The 19,611-nt window shown below is 38.4% G+C and carries 15 protein-coding genes and 3 tRNA genes; 2 read left to right on the plus strand and 16 right to left on the minus strand.

What is annotated here, in order from left to right; all coding sequences use genetic code 11:
* The 16 genes from DHU68_RS14460 to rpsU all read right to left on the minus strand — a co-directional run.
* Positions 1 to 222: Arm DNA-binding domain-containing protein (locus tag DHU68_RS14460; protein WP_369831338.1), on the minus strand; the 222-nt coding region annotated here is incomplete at its 3' end.
* Positions 223 to 610: 388 nt separating this feature from the next.
* A complete protein-coding gene (gene rpoC, locus DHU68_RS10210) occupies positions 611 to 4,894 on the minus strand; it encodes a DNA-directed RNA polymerase subunit beta' (protein ID WP_108822897.1) in 4,284 nt (1,427 codons plus the stop codon).
* Between the two features lie 114 nt (positions 4,895 to 5,008).
* Positions 5,009 to 8,821 carry a DNA-directed RNA polymerase subunit beta gene (rpoB, locus tag DHU68_RS10215; RefSeq protein ID WP_108823083.1) on the minus strand — a complete coding sequence of 1,271 codons (3,813 nt, stop codon included), beginning with the start codon at positions 8,819 to 8,821 and terminating at the stop codon, positions 5,009 to 5,011.
* 104 nt (positions 8,822 to 8,925) lie between these two features.
* The gene (gene rplL / locus DHU68_RS10220; RefSeq protein WP_108822898.1) at positions 8,926 to 9,300 is read right to left on the minus strand and encodes a 50S ribosomal protein L7/L12; all 375 of its coding nucleotides are present in this window, start codon (positions 9,298 to 9,300) and stop codon (positions 8,926 to 8,928) included.
* A gap of 50 nt (positions 9,301 to 9,350) precedes the next feature.
* Positions 9,351 to 9,863: a 50S ribosomal protein L10 gene (gene rplJ / locus DHU68_RS10225; RefSeq protein ID WP_108822899.1), complete on the minus strand. Its 513-nt coding sequence runs from the start codon at positions 9,861 to 9,863 to the stop codon at positions 9,351 to 9,353.
* A gap of 17 nt (positions 9,864 to 9,880) precedes the next feature.
* Positions 9,881 to 10,576, minus strand: coding sequence for a 50S ribosomal protein L1 (gene rplA, locus DHU68_RS10230; protein WP_108822900.1), 696 nt, complete (start codon positions 10,574 to 10,576; stop codon positions 9,881 to 9,883).
* A 19-nt stretch (positions 10,577 to 10,595) separates the two neighbouring features.
* Positions 10,596 to 11,039 carry a 50S ribosomal protein L11 gene (gene rplK / locus DHU68_RS10235; protein ID WP_108822901.1) on the minus strand — a complete coding sequence of 148 codons (444 nt, stop codon included), beginning with the start codon at positions 11,037 to 11,039 and terminating at the stop codon, positions 10,596 to 10,598.
* A 67-nt stretch (positions 11,040 to 11,106) separates the two neighbouring features.
* The gene (nusG, locus tag DHU68_RS10240; protein WP_108822902.1) at positions 11,107 to 11,649 is read right to left on the minus strand and encodes a transcription termination/antitermination protein NusG; all 543 of its coding nucleotides are present in this window, start codon (positions 11,647 to 11,649) and stop codon (positions 11,107 to 11,109) included.
* 18 nt (positions 11,650 to 11,667) lie between these two features.
* Positions 11,668 to 11,862, minus strand: coding sequence for a preprotein translocase subunit SecE (gene secE, locus DHU68_RS10245; protein ID WP_108822903.1), 195 nt, complete (start codon positions 11,860 to 11,862; stop codon positions 11,668 to 11,670).
* Positions 11,863 to 11,882: 20 nt separating this feature from the next.
* Positions 11,883 to 11,954: transfer RNA gene (locus DHU68_RS10250), tRNA-Trp, on the minus strand.
* Between the two features lie 48 nt (positions 11,955 to 12,002).
* Positions 12,003 to 13,190 (minus strand): elongation factor Tu, encoded by a 1,188-nt coding sequence (gene tuf / locus DHU68_RS10255; RefSeq protein WP_108822904.1) that lies wholly within the window; start codon positions 13,188 to 13,190, stop codon positions 12,003 to 12,005.
* Between the two features lie 76 nt (positions 13,191 to 13,266).
* A tRNA-Thr gene (locus DHU68_RS10260) sits at positions 13,267 to 13,338 on the minus strand.
* Between the two features lie 123 nt (positions 13,339 to 13,461).
* Positions 13,462 to 13,535 (minus strand) — tRNA-Thr (locus DHU68_RS10265).
* A gap of 184 nt (positions 13,536 to 13,719) precedes the next feature.
* Positions 13,720 to 14,019, minus strand: coding sequence for a ribosome hibernation-promoting factor, HPF/YfiA family (hpf, locus tag DHU68_RS10270; RefSeq protein ID WP_108822905.1), 300 nt, complete (start codon positions 14,017 to 14,019; stop codon positions 13,720 to 13,722).
* A 14-nt stretch (positions 14,020 to 14,033) separates the two neighbouring features.
* Positions 14,034 to 14,927 (minus strand): tyrosine-type recombinase/integrase, encoded by an 894-nt coding sequence (locus DHU68_RS10275; RefSeq protein WP_108822906.1) that lies wholly within the window; start codon positions 14,925 to 14,927, stop codon positions 14,034 to 14,036.
* Between the two features lie 73 nt (positions 14,928 to 15,000).
* On the minus strand, positions 15,001 to 15,192 hold the full coding sequence (gene rpsU / locus DHU68_RS10280) for a 30S ribosomal protein S21 (RefSeq protein WP_108822907.1): 192 nt from the start codon (positions 15,190 to 15,192) through the stop codon (positions 15,001 to 15,003).
* A 437-nt stretch (positions 15,193 to 15,629) separates the two neighbouring features.
* On the opposite strand from rpsU, the gene prfB reads away from it, so the two are divergent.
* Positions 15,630 to 16,743, plus strand: a protein-coding gene (gene prfB, locus DHU68_RS10285) for a peptide chain release factor 2 (RefSeq protein ID WP_108822908.1) whose coding sequence is annotated in 2 segments (ribosomal slippage) — positions 15,630 to 15,692 and positions 15,694 to 16,743 — 1,113 coding nt in all. Because the reading frame shifts where the segments join, the coding sequence is not laid out codon by codon here.
* Positions 16,744 to 16,764: 21 nt separating this feature from the next.
* Positions 16,765 to 19,533 (plus strand): S9 family peptidase, encoded by a 2,769-nt coding sequence (locus DHU68_RS10290; RefSeq protein WP_108822909.1) that lies wholly within the window; start codon positions 16,765 to 16,767, stop codon positions 19,531 to 19,533.
* Positions 19,534 to 19,611: the final 78 nt, after the last annotated feature.

A 19,611-nucleotide genomic window follows, 5' to 3' on the forward strand; every position in this document is an offset into this window, starting at 1 on the left:
CAAAACTATGCGTGAATTTTCATCATCCCATTCTTCCTGCATTAATTTTAGTCCGGTGGCAACCTGACGCGTCTGACGTTTATGATAAATTCGGAGACTGAGAAAACCTTCTTCTTTGTTTTTTTTTGATGGTCGGAATACTATACGTATACTCATAGGTATGTTTTTTAGGTTAAAAGATAAGAGGCAAAAATAGAATAAAAAACGATGCTCTCTTAGCATATCATCAAGACTATTTGTACAAACAAAGTTAAGAATCTCTATCTTTTTTTATCTAAAAAGTTGCTTGTAACTTAAGCTTTTATTAAACAAATGAAAATTTTGTACAGGAAAGCTCTCTGTATTAATATAAGGTAAGGTCTTATTTTGTTAGTTTCATCTTGGGATAATGCCTCTTTTTTAATGAAAAAGAGAGACAAATAGCAAAAAATATACACAAAAGATTAAAGGATAGTTTTGTAGAGATCTCAGTATAGTGTATCACGAACGTAAAGGGATACTTATAAAATTAGGATTGTATAAGAAATAAAGATATTTACCCTATAAAAATTGAAGGGGGAACAATGCATATACGTTGTTCCCCCTTCTAACTATATAAAAGAATAATTAATTATTCAACTGAATCGAAGTCAACAACAGTTTTTCTTGTTGCAGCTATTCTGTCAAAGTCCTCTTTAGTACCCACTACAAGTTTTTCGAATTCACGCTGACCAGTACCTGCAGGAAGTAAGTGTCCGCAGATTACGTTTTCTTTCAAACCTTCCAGTCTGTCCACTTTTGCATGGATAGCAGCGTCGTTCAGTACTTTCGTTGTTTCCTGGAACGAAGCAGCAGACATAAAGCTTTGAGTTTGAAGGGCAGCACGTGTAATACCTTGAAGTATCTGGTTTGCAGTAGCCGGAACAGCTTCGCGTACAATCACCGGACGAAGGTCTCTACGTTTTAGCATAGAGTTTTCATCTCTTAGTTTACGAGCTGTAACAATCTGTCCTGGTTCGAATGTAGAAGAGTCTCCGGCGTCAACAACAACCTTCTTACCCCATATTCTGTCATTCTCTTCCATTACATCGTATTTATCGATTACTTGTTGCTCTAGGAAGCGAGTATCTCCCGGATCCATCACTTCTACCTTACGCATCATCTGACGTACGATAACTTCGAAGTGCTTATCGTTGATCTTCACTCCTTGTAGACGATATACGTCTTGTACTTCGTTAACAATGTATTCTTGTACAGCTGTAGGTCCCATAATTGCAAGGATGTCGGATGGAGTTGTAGCTCCGTCAGATAGTGGCATACCTGCTCTTATAAAGTCATTTTCTTGAACAAGAATTTGTTTCGAAAGAGGAACAAGATATTTCTTAACCTCTCCAAGCTTTGAAGTAACGATTACCTCTCTGTTACCACGCTTGATCTTACCGAATGAGATTTCTCCATCGATTTCAGATACAACCGCAGGGTTAGATGGATTACGTGCTTCGAATAGCTCAGTAACACGAGGAAGACCCCCTGTGATGTCACCTGCTTTACCTACAGCACGAGGTATTTTTACTAAGATATCACCTGACTTGATAGTGTCATTATCATCTTTAACGATGTGTGCACCTAGAGGTAAACTGTATGTTTTAATGGTTTTACCTTTTTCGTCAAGAATATGTGCTTCCGGAGCTTTAGTCTTATCACGCGATTCGATGATAATTTTCTCTTTCAATCCTGTTTGTTCGTCAGATTCTACTTTGTAAGTAACCCCTTCGATAACATTTTCGAATTTGATACGTCCGGCAGCCTCAGAGATGATAACTGCGTTAAATGGATCCCATTCACAGATTAAATCATCTTTCTTCACTTTATCTCCATCTTTGAAGTAAAGTTTAGAACCATAAGGTATATTATGAGTAAGCAATACGATCTTAGTATTTGGATCAACTAAACGAAGTTCAACCAAACGGCTAATCACGATTTGTGTTTTCTTGCCTGCTTCATCTATTGAATCTACAACACGTAGGTCGTCAATTTCTAATACTCCATCATATTTAGCACGGATGCTGCTTTCTGTTGCAATATTGGAAGCGATACCCCCAACGTGGAAAGTACGTAGTGTCAACTGAGTACCCGGCTCTCCAATTGATTGTGCTGCGATAACTCCCACAGCTTCTCCTCTTTGAACCATACGGCCTGAAGCTAAGTTACGACCGTAACATTTGCCACATACACCTTTTTTAGATTCACAAGTAAGAACCGAACGAATTTCGACACTTTCTATTGGTGAGTTTTGGATCATTGTTGCATTTTCTTCAGTGATTTCTTCACCCGATCTTACAATCAATTCTCCTGTTTGAGGATGATATACATCATGAACAGAAACACGACCTAAGATACGTTCGTAAAGAGATGCAACAACTTCTTCATTATTTTTAAGTTCAGTAGCCACAAGTCCGCGTAGTGTACCACAGTCTTCTTCGTTGATGATCACATCTTGTGATACGTCAACAAGACGACGAGTTAAGTAACCGGCATCGGCAGTCTTCAAGGCTGTATCGGCAAGACCTTTACGCGCACCGTGAGTAGAGATAAAGTACTCTAGTACCGAAAGACCTTCCTTAAAGTTAGATAAGATCGGGTTTTCAATAATTTGTCCACCTTCCGATCCGCTCTTTTGAGGTTTTGCCATCAAACCACGCATACCTGATAACTGACGAATCTGCTCTTTCGATCCACGGGCTCCTGAGTCTAGCATCATATATACAGCATTGAAACCTTGGTCATCTTCTGCCAATTGTTTCATCAGGATATTAGATAGCTTAGAGTTGATGTGAGTCCAAGTGTCGATGATCTGGTTGTAACGCTCGTTGTATGTAATGAATCCCATATTATAGTTATTCATTATATGTTCAACTTCGCTATAACCTTGAGCTACCAATTCATCTTTTTCTTTAGGGATGATTACATCCTCCAAGTTAAATGATAGACCTCCACGGAAGGCCATTGTGTAACCCAGATCTTTTATATCGTCAAGGAATTGAGCCGTTCTGGCAACTCCACATTTCTTAATTACATTACCAATAATGTCGCGAAGAGATTTCTTAGAAAGAAGTTCATTAACGAATCCTACTTCTACAGGTGTTTTCTCGTTAAAGATTACACGACCTACTGTAGTTTCACGCATTACGTTGATGATATTTCCATTCTCGTCGATATCTTCTACATATACTTTGATAGGAGAGTGGATATCCACTTTGCCTTCGTTGTATGCGATTACTGCTTCTTCCGGACCGTAGAATGTAAGACCTTCACCTAACGCACCTCTACGCATTTTAGTGATATAATACAATCCAAGAACCATGTCCTGAGAAGGTACTGTAATAGGAGCACCATTAGCAGGGTTAAGAATGTTGTGAGAACCAAGCATCAACATTTGAGCTTCAAGAATAGCTTCATTACCTAACGGTAAGTGAACAGCCATCTGGTCACCGTCGAAGTCGGCATTGAACGCCGTACAAGATAGTGGGTGTAGCTGAATAGCTTTTCCTTCAATCATTTTAGGTTGGAAGGCTTGGATACCCAAACGGTGAAGGGTAGGGGCACGGTTGAGAAGAATTGGATGTCCTTTCATTACATGCTCTAGAATATCCCAAACCACAGGTTCTTTGCGATCTACAATTTTCTTCGCAGACTTAACTGTTTTAACGATTCCACGTTCAATAAGCTTGCGAATGATAAATGGTTTGTAAAGCTCAGCCGCCATATCCTTAGGAATACCACATTCGTGCATCTTTAATTCAGGACCAACGACAATAACCGAACGTGCAGAATAGTCAACACGTTTACCTAACAAGTTTTGACGGAAACGACCTTGTTTACCTTTCAAACTGTCAGATAGAGATTTTAACGGACGGTTAGCATCTGTTTTAACAGCGCTTGATTTACGAGAGTTATCGAATAGTGAGTCAACTGCTTCTTGAAGCATACGTTTCTCATTACGAAGGATAACCTCAGGAGCTTTAATATCAATAAGTCTTTTCAGACGATTGTTACGTATAATAACACGACGATATAAGTCGTTCAAGTCAGATGTAGCAAAACGACCTCCATCTAATGGAACAAGCGGACGAAGTTCTGGTGGAATAACCGGAACGATTTTTACAATCATCCATTCAGGTTTATTCTTTCCTTTCGATCCACGGAAAGCCTCTACAACTTGTAGTTGTTTCAAAGCTTCGTTTTTACGTTGTTGAGAAGTATCTGTATTTGCTTTATGACGTAGGTTATTTGCCAACGAATCTAAGTTGATACGTGACAATAAATCATAGATTGCTTCAGCTCCCATTTTAGCAATAAACTTGTTTGGATCTGAATCATCTAGAAGTTGATTCTCTTTAGGAAGAGTATCTAAGATTTCCAAGTATTCATCTTCAGTAAGAAGATCTTTAACTGCAACCCCGTCTTCAGCTTTGATCCCCGGTTGGATAACTACATAACGTTCGTAATATATAATTGTATCCAATTTTTTAGTAGGAATACCTAGCAGATAACCCATCTTGTTAGGTAGAGAACGGAAATACCAGATGTGAGCCACCGGAACTACAAGATGGATATGTCCTGTACGTTCACGACGAACTTTCTTTTCTGTTACTTCAACCCCGCATCGGTCGCAGACAATACCTTTATAACGGATTCTCTTGTATTTTCCACAATGACATTCGTAGTCCTTTACAGGTCCGAATATACGTTCGCAGAAAAGTCCGTCGCGTTCAGGTTTGTATGTACGATAATTGATTGTTTCGGGTTTCAAAACTTCACCGCTCGATGCTTCCAGAATTTCTTCCGGTGAAGCAAGACTTACAGTTATTTTTGAAAAGCTACTCCTTACTTTATTTTCTTTTCTAAAAGCCATATACTTTTCTTTCTTTAAAAGCTGTTAGCTACAGTCAGATACTGATAGCTGTTTGTTAGAGTATTTAGAAATCCGTTAGTTTACAACCAAGGCTATAAACTAACGGTATATAATTTAGTCAAGCGAAACGCTTAGGCCCAGACCTCTCATCTCATGAAGAAGAACGTTTAGTGATTCTGGTATACCTGGTTGTGGCATAGGTTCACCTTTAACGATTGCTTCATAAGCTTTAGAACGTCCTACTACGTCATCGGATTTGATTGTCAAGATTTCTCTCAAGATGTGAGCAGCACCGAATGCTTCAAGTGCCCAAACCTCCATCTCTCCGAAACGTTGACCCCCGAATTGAGCTTTACCTCCAAGTGGTTGTTGAGTGATAAGTGAGTATGGTCCGATAGAACGAGCATGCATTTTATCTTCAACCATGTGACCTAGTTTCAGCATGTAGATAATACCTACTGTTGCATGTTGGTCAAATTGTACTCCGGTACCACCATCAATCAGACGTACTTTACCATATCTTGGCACACCAGCTTTATCAGTCCATGAATTCAAATCATCGAGACTCGCTCCGTCGAAGATTGGTGTTGCAAATTTAACACCTAATTCTTTTCCAGCCCATCCTAATACTGATTCAAAGATCTGACCAAGGTTCATACGAGAAGGTACACCTAGTGGATTTAATACGATATCTACCGGAGTTCCATCAGGTAAGAATGGCATGTCTTCTTGACGAACAATACGGGATACAATACCTTTATTACCGTGACGACCCGCCATCTTATCACCAACTTGTATCTTACGTTTCTTAGCGATGTAAACTTTAGCGATCTGGATAATACCAGAAGGAAGTTCGTCTCCAATAGTTAAGTCGAAACGTTTACGTTTCAATTCGGCATCAAGTTCTTTGAATTTATGTAGATAGTTTACAATTACGTCTTTTATTAAGTCGTTTTTGTGCTCATCAGCAGTCCAATTGCTCACCTGGATAGATTCATAATCTATGTTTTCAAGAGCGCTCTTTGTAAACTTGCTGCCTTTAGCGATAACTTCTACATTTAAATAATCTTTTACTCCTTGAGATGTCTTGCCTTCAGTCAGTACTAATAGTTTGTCTACTAATACTCCTTTAACTTTAGCTATCTTTTCTTCATATTCTTCATCTAGTTTAGGTAAAAGGGCTTTGCTCGAAAGTTTAGTTTTACCTTTCTTAGATGCTTTAGAGAATAGGTTTGTATTTACTACAACACCTTTTAGAGAAGGAGATGCTTTTAACGAAGCGTCTTTTACATCACCAGCCTTGTCTCCAAAGATAGCACGAAGTAATTTTTCTTCAGGAGAAGGATCTGATTCACCTTTCGGAGTAATCTTACCTATAAGAATGTCACCAGGACCCACGCGAGCTCCGATACGGATGATACCTCTTTCGTCAAGATCTTTTGTCGCTTCTTCACTAACATTAGGAATGTCGGAAGTAAGTTCTTCAACTCCACGTTTTGTGTCACGCACCTCAAGTGCAAACTCTTCAACGTGAACAGAAGTAAAGATATCTTCGCGAACGATACGTTCATTCAATACGATAGCATCCTCAAAGTTATATCCTTTCCAAGGCATGAACGCTACTTTAAGGTTTTTACCTATAGCTAATTCTCCTTTTTCAGTAGAATAACCTTCTGTAAGGATTTGATCACGCACTACTCTGTCGCCTTTTCTACAGATTGGGCGAAGGTCGATAGTCGTATTCTGGTTTGTTTTTCTAAATTTAGGAATTGTATATGTTGTTATTGCATCATCAAATGCAACGAAGTCTTGATCTGGTGTACGGTCATATTTAATTTTGATCGTATCAGCATCTACATATACAACTTCTCCTGCACCTTCAGCTACGATTTGTGTACGTGAATCGCGGATCAATTGACCTTCGATACCAGTACCTACAATAGGAGCTTCGGTACGTAATAATGGAACTGCTTGGCGCATCATGTTGGATCCCATCAGCGCACGGTTGGCATCGTCATGTTCCAAGAATGGAATCAGTGATGCAGCAATAGATGCAATCTGAGTAGGAGATACGTCCATCAGTTCTACTTCTTCAGGACCTACTACAGGGTAGTCAGCATCCTGACGAGCTTTAACGCGTGTACGGATAAATGTGCCATCATCATTTAATGGAGCATTACCCTGTGCAATAATTTTATCTTCCTCTTCTTCAGCAGCAAGGTACACAATGCCGTTGTCTGATAAGTCAACTTTTTTGTCAGCTACCTTACGGTATGGAGTTTCGATGAATCCAAGGTCGTTGATTTTTGCATATACACAAAGAGAAGAGATCAAACCAATGTTTGGTCCCTCAGGAGTCTCAATCGGACAAAGACGTCCGTAGTGAGTATAGTGAACGTCACGCACTTCGAAACCAGCTCTTTCGCGAGAAAGACCACCAGGTCCTAGTGCAGACATACGACGTTTGTGAGTAATCTCAGCTAATGGATTAGTTTGGTCCATAAATTGAGATAATGCATTCGTTCCGAAGAATGAATTTACTACAGAAGAGATCGTTTTTGCATTGATCAAATCGATAGGAGTAAATACTTCATTGTCACGAACGTTCATTCTTTCACGAATGATACGTGCCATACGGTTAAGACCAACTCCAAATTGATTGAAAAGTTGTTCTCCTACTGTACGTACACGACGGTTGCTCAAGTGGTCAATATCATCGACGATAGCTTTAGAGTTAATCAGCTCGATCAAATATTTGATGATCTCGATGATGTCCTCTTTAGTCAGTACTCTGATATCGTCACTAGTTTGCAAACCTAGTTTTTTGTTTAGTCTATAACGACCTACTTCTCCTAGATCGTAACGCTTTTCAGAGAAGAACAAGTTGTTTATAACCTCACGTGCACTTGTGTCATCTGCAGGCTCAGCACTACGTAGCTGTCTGTAGATGTGACGAACTGCATCAATCTCCGAGTTACTAGGGTCTTTTTGTAGGGTGTTGTAGATTATAGTATAATCAGAATTCTGATGAGAGTCTTTATGTAACAAAATAGTAGACACTCCTGATTCCAGAATAAGATCTAAATGTTCTTTTTCTAGAATTGTTTCGCGTTCAAGAATAACTTCGTTACGTTCTATTGATGTTACCTCACCAGTATCTTCATCTACAAAATCTTCCATCCAAGATCTTAGGATTCTGGCAGCAAGCTTACGTCCTAAGGCCTTCTTGATATTCTGTTTTGTAACTTTTACTTCTTCAGCAAGGTCGAATATTTCAAGGATATCTTTATCGCTTTCAAATCCGATTGCTCTAAGAAGAGTAGTTACAGGTAATTTCTTTTTACGGTCGATGTATGCGTACATAACACTGTTGATGTCTGTCGCAAACTCAATCCATGAACCTTTGAATGGAATGATACGTGCCGAGTAAAGTTTCGTTCTGTTGGCATGCTGAGTTTGTCCAAAGAAAACACCAGGTGAACGGTGTAACTGAGACACGACTACACGCTCTGCTCCGTTGATGACGAACGTTCCTTTTTCGGTCATATATGGAATCAGCCCCAAGTATACATCTTGGATAACTGTATCAAAATCTTCATGATCAGGGTCTGTACAATAGAGTTTTAGTTTGGCCTTTAGCGGAACGCTGTATGTCAGACCTCTATCGATACATTCCTCGATAGTGTAACGAGGCGGATCGATGAAATAGTCTAAAAACTCTAATACAAAGTTGTTTCGTGTGTCGGCTATAGGGAAGTTTTCAGCGAAAACTCTGTATAAGCCTTCTTTTTTCCTTTTCTCAGGAGGTGTATCCAGCTGTAAGAAGTCGCGGAATGACTTTAGCTGCACTTCAAGTAAATCCGGGTAGGGAAGTGGATTCTTGATTGAAGCGAAATTGACTCTTTGATTTGTATTTGTTGAAGACATGTAGTAACCAATTTTATTGAACTTATTATTTTGACGCAAAAAGGTTAAGAACCTCCCTCTGCGAAGGTTCCTAACCAAATATCCTTTTTACAGGACTATCTTCCTTACTTAAGTTCAATTTCAGCTCCAGCTTCTTCTAGTTGTTTTTTCAATGCGTCAGCTTCATCTTTAGCAACTCCTTTTTTCAATTCGCTAGGAGCTCCGTCTACTAGATCTTTTGCTTCTTTCAAACCAAGTCCTGTAAGTTCTTTTACAGCTTTAACTACTTGTAATTTGTTTGCACCTGCAGCTTTAAGGATTACATCGAAAGATGTTTTTTCTTCTGCAGCTTCAGCAGCAGGACCTGCAGCTGGTGCAACAGCAACTGCAGCAGCAGCTGGTTCAATACCGTATTCAGTTTTTAGAATTTCAGCTAATTCGCTTACTTCTTTTACAGTTAGATTTACTAGTTGTTCTGCAATAGCTTTTATATCTGCCATTTTTGTATAGATTAAAATTGTTATTATTCTTTTATTTTAAAAATATAGGATTATTTCTTAGATAGTGTTTCTAAGACGCCATGAATTGTATTTCCACCTGATTGAAGGGCAGTGATAACATTCTTAGCTGGAGATTGAAGTAATCCGATAACGTCTCCGATAAGCTCGTTTTTGCTCTTGATGTTTTCTAGTGCTGAAAGGTTTTCTGCTCCTAGGTAAACACTTTCTTGAACATATGCAGCTTTTAGAGATGGAACTCCTTCTTTTTTGTACTTAGCAATAAGCTTAGCTGGTGCATTAGCTGTGTTTGAAAACATGATAGCTGTATTACCTTTCAACGCTGGGCTCAGCTCTGAGTAATCGCCTTCAAGTGAATCAAATGCTTTTTGCAATAGGGTGTTCTTAACAACCATCAACTTGATTTCTTGCTTAGCACATTCTCTTCTTAATTCGCTAGTTTTAGCAGCATTAAGTGTTGCAATGTTAGTAAGATAGAAATTGTCGTATCCTTTGATTGTTTCAGCTATAGCTTCTATAATTGTGCCTTTATCTTCCTTTCTCATTTTCAGTCAATTTTAAATTAGTTTTCTACTGATTTAGGGTCAATTTTAATACCCGGACTCATAGTGCTTGAAAGAGAGATGCTTTTCACATAAGTACCTTTAGCAGCTGTTGGTTTCAATTTGATAAGCGTACTGATGAATTCTTTCGCATTATCTTTGATTTGATCAGCAGTGAAAGTTACTTTACCTACAGAAGCATGAATGATACCAGCTTTGTCTACTTTGAAGTCAATCTTACCAGATTTTACTTCTTGTACAGCTTTAGCAACATCTACAGTTACTGTTCCACTCTTTGGGTTAGGCATAAGACCGCGAGGTCCTAAGATACGTCCCAAAGCTCCAACTTTACCCATAATAGCAGGTTGTGTGATGATTACATCAATATCAGTCCAACCTCCTTTTATTTTTTCAATATATTCGTCCAATCCTACATAGTCAGCTCCAGCTTCTTTAGCAGCTGCTTCTGCATCCGGTGAACATAATACCAAAACTCTTACTTGTTTTCCAGTTCCATGAGGTAGAGATACTACACCTCTTACCATTTGGTTAGCTTTACGTGGGTCTACACCTAAGCGTACATCTAAATCGACAGATGCTTCGAATTTAGTTGTTGTAATCTCTTTTACAAGAGCTGACGCTTCAGCAAGTGTGTATAATTTCCCTGCTTCAATTTTGCTGAAAGCTAACTTTTGATTTTTTGTAAGTTTACCCATTTCTCAATTGAAGTTTAAATTATTGAACATCAGGGAAGGCCCCTTTTACGGTGATACCCATACTTCTTGCTGTACCAGCAACCATCTTCATGGCTGATTCTATTGTAAAGCAGTTTAGGTCGCTCATTTTATCTTCAGCGATAGCTTTAACCTGATCCCAAGTAATTTCTGCTACTTTTTTACGGTTAGGTTCTGCTGAACCACTCTTTGTTTTAGCTGCTTCAAGTAATTGAATAGCTACTGGTGGTTGTTTTACAATAAAATCAAAAGACTTGTCAGTATAATAGGTAATTACTACTGGTAATACTTTTCCTGCCTTGTCTTGAGTTCTGGCATTAAATTGCTTACAGAAATCCATAATGTTGATCCCCTTAGATCCTAAAGCAGGACCTACTGGTGGTGATGGATTTGCTGCACCGCCTTTGATCTGTAATTTTAATTGTCCAGCAATTTCTTTAGCCATTTCTTTTTTAAATTTTAGTTTTGATTAAAAACTTAGATTTGAATAAAATGATTGCGTAACCAATCTATTATTCTTTTTCGACTTGTGTGTAATTCAATTCGAGCGGAGTTTTCCGTCCAAATATCTTTACCATTACTTTTAGTTTCTTTTTCTCTGCATTTACTTCTTCAATAAGTCCTGAAAAACCCGAGAAAGGTCCGTTTGTAACTTTCACGTTTTCTCCAACGAAATACTGAACATCCATGCCTACTTCTTGTTCTTCCAACTCGTCCATCGTTCCAAGTATTCTGTTAACTTCAGATTGGCTCAATGGCTGCGGGTTAGTTGTATTAGGTAGGAATCCTGCAACATAATTAATGTTGCGAAGTTCATGGATAACTTCTCCTACTAGAGCTGCCTCAATTAAAATATAACCGGGAAGATAAGCTTTTTCTTTCAAAACTTTCTTTCCGTTACGCATAATATAAGTCTTCTCTGTGGGAATAAGAACTTGAGAGATATACTTTCCTAAGTCAGATTTCTTTATCTCAGCTTCAAGATATTCTTTGACCTTATTTTCTTTTCCACTAACAGCACGTAGAACGTACCATTTTTTTTCGATTTCAGTCATTGCTTTTGATAAGGATTATTATAGACTAATACTATAGAAAAGTTTGACCACGTTTTCAAATGCTAGGTCAACACCCCAAACAACTATTGACATAATGATGGAAGCTATCATGACAATAACTGCACTACTGGTTAGTTCAGCACGCGATGGCCAAGAAACTTTGTAAACAAGTTCGTTATAGGAATCTTTAATATAATTAATTATCTTTTTCATTACTCATTTGAGTTTTTTAGCACGGGCGGAGAGATTCGAACTCCCGACATTTGGTTTTGGAGACCAACGCTCTACCACTGAACTACGCCCGTAAATAAAGTCGGTTGTTTTTCAAACCGACTTTTATAGTAATTCTTTAATTAGCTAAGAATTTCTGTGATTTGTCCAGCACCTACTGTACGTCCACCTTCGCGGATAGCGAAACGAAGACCTACGTTACATGCTACTGGGTAGATCAATTCTACTGTAATAGTTACGTTATCACCAGGCATTACCATGTCTGTTCCTTCTGGAAGAGAGATTTCACCTGTAACGTCAAGAGTACGTAGGTAGAATTGAGGACGATATTTGTTGTGGAATGGAGTGTGACGTCCACCTTCTTCTTTTTTAAGGATATAAACCTCAGCTTTGAATTTAGTGTGAGGAGTTACTTTTCCTGGGTGAGTGATCACCATACCACGTTTGATTTCGTCTTTATCGATGCCACGAAGAAGAAGACCTACGTTGTCACCAGCTTGACCTTCGTCAAGGATTTTGCGGAACATTTCTACTCCTGTAACAACTGATTTTTTGTTTTCTGCTCCAAGACCGATGATAGCAACTTCTTCACCAGATTTGATGATACCTGTTTCGATACGACCTGTTGCTACTGTACCACGACCTGTGATAGAGAACACGTCTTCAACTGGCATCAAGAATGGTTTATCTACATCGCGTGGAGGAAGTGGAATCCAAGAGTCTACATTAGCCATTAGTTCCATTACTTGTTCTACCCATTTTTCAACACCGTTAAGTGCACCAAGAGCAGATCCACGGATTACTGGAGTATTATCGCCGTCGAAATCGTAGAATGAAAGAAGTTCTCTCATTTCTAGTTCAACTAGTTCTAGCATTTCTTCATCTTCAACGATATCACATTTGTTCATGAAAACAACTAGTCTAGGTACGTTTACCTGACGAGCTAGTAGGATGTGTTCGCGAGTTTGAGGCATAGGACCATCAGTTGCAGCAACTACGATGATTGCACCGTCCATTTGAGCAGCACCAGTAACCATGTTTTTAACGTAGTCGGCGTGACCAGGACAGTCAACGTGAGCGTAGTGACGGTTAGCTGTTTCGTATTCAACGTGAGAAGTGTTGATAGTAATACCACGTTCTTTTTCCTCTGGAGCGTTGTCGATTTTATCGAAATCTACTGCTTGAGAAAGACCTTTTGAAGACAGTACTTTTGTGATAGCAGCAGTCAAAGTTGTTTTACCGTGGTCAACGTGACCGATAGTACCGATGTTAACATGCGGTTTCGCCCGGTTAAAATGTTCTTTTGCCATAATTAATCTTCTTATTATTTAGTTAAAGTATATATTTAATTCCATTGAATTTATATTCATATGCCTATGAAAATAGAGCCCATGACGGGATTTGAACCCGTGACCTCTTCCTTACCAAGGAAGTGCTCTACCACTGAGCTACATTGGCATTGTCTTTTTTTGCTTACATTGTCGTGTATACATGAATTTTTTAAGCAAAAAAATGAAGGCTGAACATGTTTCAATTAAGAATTATAACTATTTGTTCAGATCTTCTAATTCTTTATAGCTGAGCCTCTTGTCGGATTCGAACCAACGACCCCGAGATTACAAATCACGTGCTCTGGCCAACTGAGCTAAAGAGGCATAAAATCTAATTTTGTCGCTTCAAACACTTTTGAGGGTGAAACGGCGACAAAATTAGAAATTATTTTTTACAATACAAATATTTTATGTGTTTATTTTAAAGTTAATTTAAATATTCTGTTTTGTGAAGCTTTGCTTCTTTATTTTGACAACGTTTTGTGTTGTTATATAATGGATGTTTATTTTATTTAGCGCTTATTTTTTCTTTAGTTTTTAATATTTGTTTTTCCAGAGCTTCCGTGGCTTGCATTACTGCTTCTTCGAATGTATCTGCTGTTTTGTTGGCGAATAGGTCACCATTCTTGATGTTTAGTTTGATCGAAGCTTCTTTGTTTTTGGCTGTTTCTGGTTTTATTACCTTTAGTATTACTTCAGCGTCTATGATTAAATCGGAAAATTTATCCAATTTAGATAGTTTCTTTTCAATAAACTCTTTTAACTGAGTTGATGCATCGAAATGTACTGATTGAATTGAAATGTTCATAGTGTTCCCTCCTTTTACTTTTCGGCTCTTGGGTGAGCCTTGTTATAAATCTTTTTTAATTCTTCAAACGAAGTGTGTGTATACACTTCGGTAGCAGCAAGGCTAGAGTGTCCTAGTAGTTCCTTTACCGCATTGATGTCAGCTCCATTGTTTAGCATACTGGTTGCAAAAGTGTGTCTTAGTACATGTGGACTCGTTTTTGACAACATAGATATGCTGCTCAGGTTCTTTGTGATAATGCGATGAACTAGCATAGGGTATAGTTGCTGTCCATCTTCTCTAACAAATAGGAAGTCGGATAAGTTTTCGATTTCTTTCTTTTTTGTAGTTATATATATATTTAAAGTTATTTTTAGATTATTTCCTATTGGGATAATGCGTTGTTTGTTTCTTTTTCCGGTAACTTGTATAGTTCCGGCTTCAAGGTCTATGTCTGTATCTTTTAATGAAATTAGTTCGGCGCGACGGATTCCTGTTTCGTAAAAAAGACTGATGATGGTATGGTCTCGCAACGACTCGAAAGAACTGTCTAGAGGTTCTTCGTCTAAAATCTTATCCATGTCTTTGTTATTTACGAAAGAAGGGATAGGTTTGGAAGTTTTAGGGCCTGTGATTCTCTTCGTGGGGTTGTTGGTCGATTCGCCGATGCGTATCAGGTATTTGTAGAATGATTTTAATGAGCTGAGTTTTCGGTTGACACTTCGTGGTGAAAGTTTTTCGCTCATGAGTTCTATGACCCAAGTGCGAATGATATCACTATCCACTTCTTTGATATCAGTTTCTGGATAGTGTGCTCTTAGGAAATCAGAGAATTGATAAAGGTCTTTAGAATAAGAAATCTCCGTATGCGAAGAGTAATTCTTTTCATAACGGAGATATCTGATATATTTTTCTATTAACGTCATCATTCGTCCGGATTAATACCTTGAATGACGAAGTTAAAAATATTTTGCAAAAAAGGCAATAGTCTTTGAAAGACTTTTATTCTTCTAGGCGACGCATTTTTTGTACATAAACAGCATGCATTCTGTCTGCTCTTTTTGTAACAGATGGTTTGCGGAATTCTTGGCGTCTTCTAAGTTCTTTAACAACACCAGTCTTTTCGTATTTTCTTTTGAATTTCTTTAATGCTCTTTCTATGTTTTCGCCTTCTTTTAATGGTACAATAATCATGATTGTATATTTTTATTTGTTTTCTTAATTTAATTTCTTGTGATTTTTTATTTGGAAGAGGTGATTGTCTTCACCTGAGGTTTTTTGTTATACTTTCTCTTATGGTTGTATATGGATCTTCTGAACGTCGCTATTGATAGCGATATTAAGCAAATAGTTCAATATGTACTGTTCAAAAGATCATTTAACCTCCTCTCTATTTTTCGGGGTGCAAATTTATGACATAATATTTTTATATCCAAGAGATTTGTTGATTAATTCCTTTTATGTGAGGTGGAGGATATTGTGTTATGCTTTGTGGGGCAGATTAAATGATGAGAGAGATTTCTTTGTTTTTTTGTTAGTGTATAACTGATTGATTTATCATATTATGGTAGTTTTTTCTTACATTTGCACCTCAAAATAGAGTAAATAGTAAAAACAAAAAATCAGAATTAATGATTACAATAGACCAACTAAAAGAAGTGTTGGAACGCGAGAGCGCGTTGAGGGGGTACCTTTGACGTCGATGCGAAGAGAATACAATTAGAAGAAGAGGAACTTAGAACTCAAGCTCCCGGATTTTGGGACGATTCTAAAACAGCCGAAGCTCAAATGCGAATTATTCGTGGGTTGAAAGGCTGGATCGAAGGATACGAAGAGGTGAAAAGCGCAGTGGAAGAATTGCAGCTGGCATTTGATTTCCAAAAGGAAGGAATTACTTCCGAAGAAGAGGTTGATGAAGCATACAATAACGCCATTGTCTTGGTTGAGAATCTTGAATTGAAAAATATGCTTCGCCGCGAAGAGGATAAGCTTGGAGCGGTATTGAAAATAAACAGCGGAGCCGGAGGTACTGAAGGTCAAGATTGGTCTTCGATGTTGTTCCGTATGTATCAGCGATGGTGCGAAGATAAAGGGTATAAAACAACTGTGACCAACTGGCAAGACGGAGACGAAGCAGGTGTCAAGACAGCTACACTTCAGGTAGAAGGGGAGTATGCTTATGGATACCTTAAGTCTGAAAATGGAGTGCATCGTTTGGTTCGTGTTTCTCCTTTCAATGCGCAAGGAAAGCGTATGACGTCTTTTGCTTCGGTGTTTGTTGTGCCATTGGTTGACGACACGATTGAGATTGATGTTAATCCGTCGGATATTACATGGGATACGTTCCGTTCGAGTGGAGCCGGAGGTCAGAATGTAAATAAAGTAGAGACAGGGGTTCGTCTGCATTATAAATATAAAGATCCGGAAACTGGAGAAGAAAAGGAGATCGTGATTGAGAATACCGAAAGTCGTTCTCAGTTCGGGAATAAGGATAATGCTATCCGTCTCTTGAAGTCTCAACTTTATGAAATGGAACTGGAAAGACGTAACCGTGAGATATCGAAGGTGGAAGCCGGGAAAAAGAAAATCGAATGGGGTTCGCAGATCCGAAGTTATGTTTTTGACGACCGTCGTGTAAAAGATCATCGTACAAATTATCAGACATCTAATGTTAATGCAGTGATGGATGGGGATATCGATGAGTTTATCAAAGCATATTTGATGGAATTTGGCGGAGAAGCTTAATCTGTAAAATATTTACATATCATGATAAAGACAGCACATCTGAAATGTGCTGTTCTTGCTATAGGACTACTGGTCTCATTATCAGGAACGGCACAGAAAAAAGTATTGGATCATAGTGTATATGATTCGTGGAAAAATATAGCGAATGTTACTGTTACCGATGACGGTAAATATGTAGCTACTGTAGTAAGGGAGCAAGAGGGTGACGATTATCTGCTCGTTCGCGATCTGCAATCGAAGCGAGAATTTATTCTCCCTCGAGGATATATGTACTCGGTCACTCCCGATCAGAAGTATATCGTAGCTCAGATTAAAGCGCCCTATGCCGCAACACGTCAGGCGAAGATAAAGAAAGTGGCGACCGAAAAAATGCCTAAAGATTCGTTAGCTATCATATCGCTGGAAAAACTATCAGTGACTAAAATTCCTAATGTAAAAAGCTATAAGCATGGGAAGGATTTTTCTGACTATATAGCTTATGCAATTGACGATTCGGTAAAAGCAAAAGACAAAGAAATCAAGGCAAGAACATTGTTGCTTCGAAGCCTGAAGACCGGGATCGAAGACACATTGAAAAATGTAGCTGAATATCAATTTAGCCGCAATGGAAAAGGATTAGGGTTGATTGTAAAACCAAACGATAAGGATAGTACAAGTAAGTCGGGTGTGATGTATATCGACTTGAATACTCAAAAAAGACAAATCGTATCCGAAGGAAAAACTATTTATAAAAGTCTTAATCTGTCAGAAACAGGAGCTAAGCTTTCCTTCTTGGCAACAGCAGATAGCCTGAAGAAAGAGATAAAAGACTATAGCTTGTTCTATTTTGCTAAGGGTGGTGATTCGGCTATTGTAGTTGCAGATAAGAACAAAAAGACTATGCCTGACAAATGGGATGTAAGTGAAAACTATTCTCCTTTGTTTAGTAAAGATGAAAAACGTCTGTTGTTCGGGATTGCTCCTATTGTTTTGCCCAAAGATACAACTATACCTGATTTTGAAAAAGCTCAACTTGATATTTGGCATTGGCAAGAACCTCAGATTCAGCCTATGCAGCTTGTGCAACGTGATAGAAAGCTGAAGCAAACCTATTTGTCTTATATAGATCTGGAAAATACGTCAGAACTTTATCAATTAGGTAGCGAAGAAGTTCCGAATGTATCTATTTCGAACGAGAATAATGGTAGATATGCGCTAGGGCTTTCTAATGAAAAATATCAGTTCGAGACACAATGGGATATAAATGCTCGAATAGCTAATGATGTTTGGATTTTCGATCTGGAAACGAATGCGAAGAAGCAGATAAAGACAAGGAATGTTGGTCCTATACGAATGTCTCCTCTGGGGAACTATGTGATATGGTATAACATGGAGGATAGGCAGTATTATGCTTATTCGGTAAAGGATGATAAAGAGATATGTCTGACCGAAGGTTTATCTGTTAATTTTTGGGATGAAAAACATGATACCCCATCTTCTCCAGCCCCGTATTGGATTGCCGATTTTACGGAAAATGACGAAGCTTTGCTCGTTTACGATGCGTATGATATATGGAAGTTTGATTTAGCAGGTGAGAAGAAACCTGAGAATCTGACTAAGGGAATGGGGAGAGAAAAGCTTCTTACATTTCGTTATCTGAAAACAGATCCCGAAAGTAAATTTATTAAGTCGAATGAGAAACTTTTGTTATCAGCATTTGATAATACGACCAAAGAGAAGGGTTTTTTTGAATTAAATAAATCTAATCTCAACCCTCTGATTCTGGATAAATTCTCTTTCTCTGATCCGGTAAAAGCAAAGAATAAAGAAGTTTATTGTTTTACCAAAAGTAATTTCAATACATCTCCCGATTTGTATGTTACTTCAAATCTATGGAAAACTTCGGAGAAGCTTTCGGATATAAATCCGCAAATGAGAGAATATAATTGGGGAACAGCGGAGCTTGTGTCGTGGACAACCTTTGACGATAAGCTTACACAAGGAATTGTGTATAAACCCGAAGATTTTGACCCGAATAAAAAATATCCGGTAATGATATATTTCTATGAAAAACATTCAGATGAATTGTATCAATATTTTGCTCCGGTTCCAAGTCGGTCGATTATAAATATTCCTTTTTATTGTAGTCGTGGATATATTGTATTTACTCCCGATATTCAATATACAACCGGTTATCCTGGCGAAAGTGCTTACAACTCGGTAGTGTCCGGAGCTGAAATGTTAATGAAGTATCCGTGGGTAGATAAAGATAATATGGCTATTCAGGGGCAAAGCTGGGGAGGATATCAAGTGTCCTATCTGGTTACGCGTACTAACATGTTTAAGGCAGCAGGCGCAGGTGCTCCCGTTTCCAATATGTTGAGTGCTTATGGCGGAATCCGTTGGGAGAGCGGTATGAGCCGACAATATCAATATGAGCAAACGCAGTCGCGTATAGGTGATACCATGTGGAATGCTATGGATTTGTATATAAAAAATTCGCCTGTATTTTTTGCCGATAAGGTAGAAACTCCGCTTCTTATTATGCATAACGATAAGGATGGTGCTGTGCCTTGGTATCAGGGAATAGAGTATTTTATGGCTTTGCGCAGATTGGGTAAGCCTGTGTGGATGCTTCAGTACAATAATGAAGCACATAATTTGCGTGAGAGAAAAAATGCGAAAGATTTGTCAATTCGATTGCAGCAGTTTTTTGATCACTATCTGAAGGGAGATCCAATGCCTGTGTGGATGAAAAAAGGAGTTTCTGCTGTAGAAAAGGGACAAACTTATGGCTTCGAATTAGAATAAAATCCGAATTTAAATAATGAGAGGGGTGGCGGATAGTCATCCCTTTTTTTTGTGTTTACTTTAAGTTTATGCCATCGT

The organism is Dysgonomonas sp. Marseille-P4361 (assembly GCF_900343125.1).
In the GTDB taxonomy this organism is placed as follows: domain Bacteria; phylum Bacteroidota; class Bacteroidia; order Bacteroidales; family Dysgonomonadaceae; genus Dysgonomonas.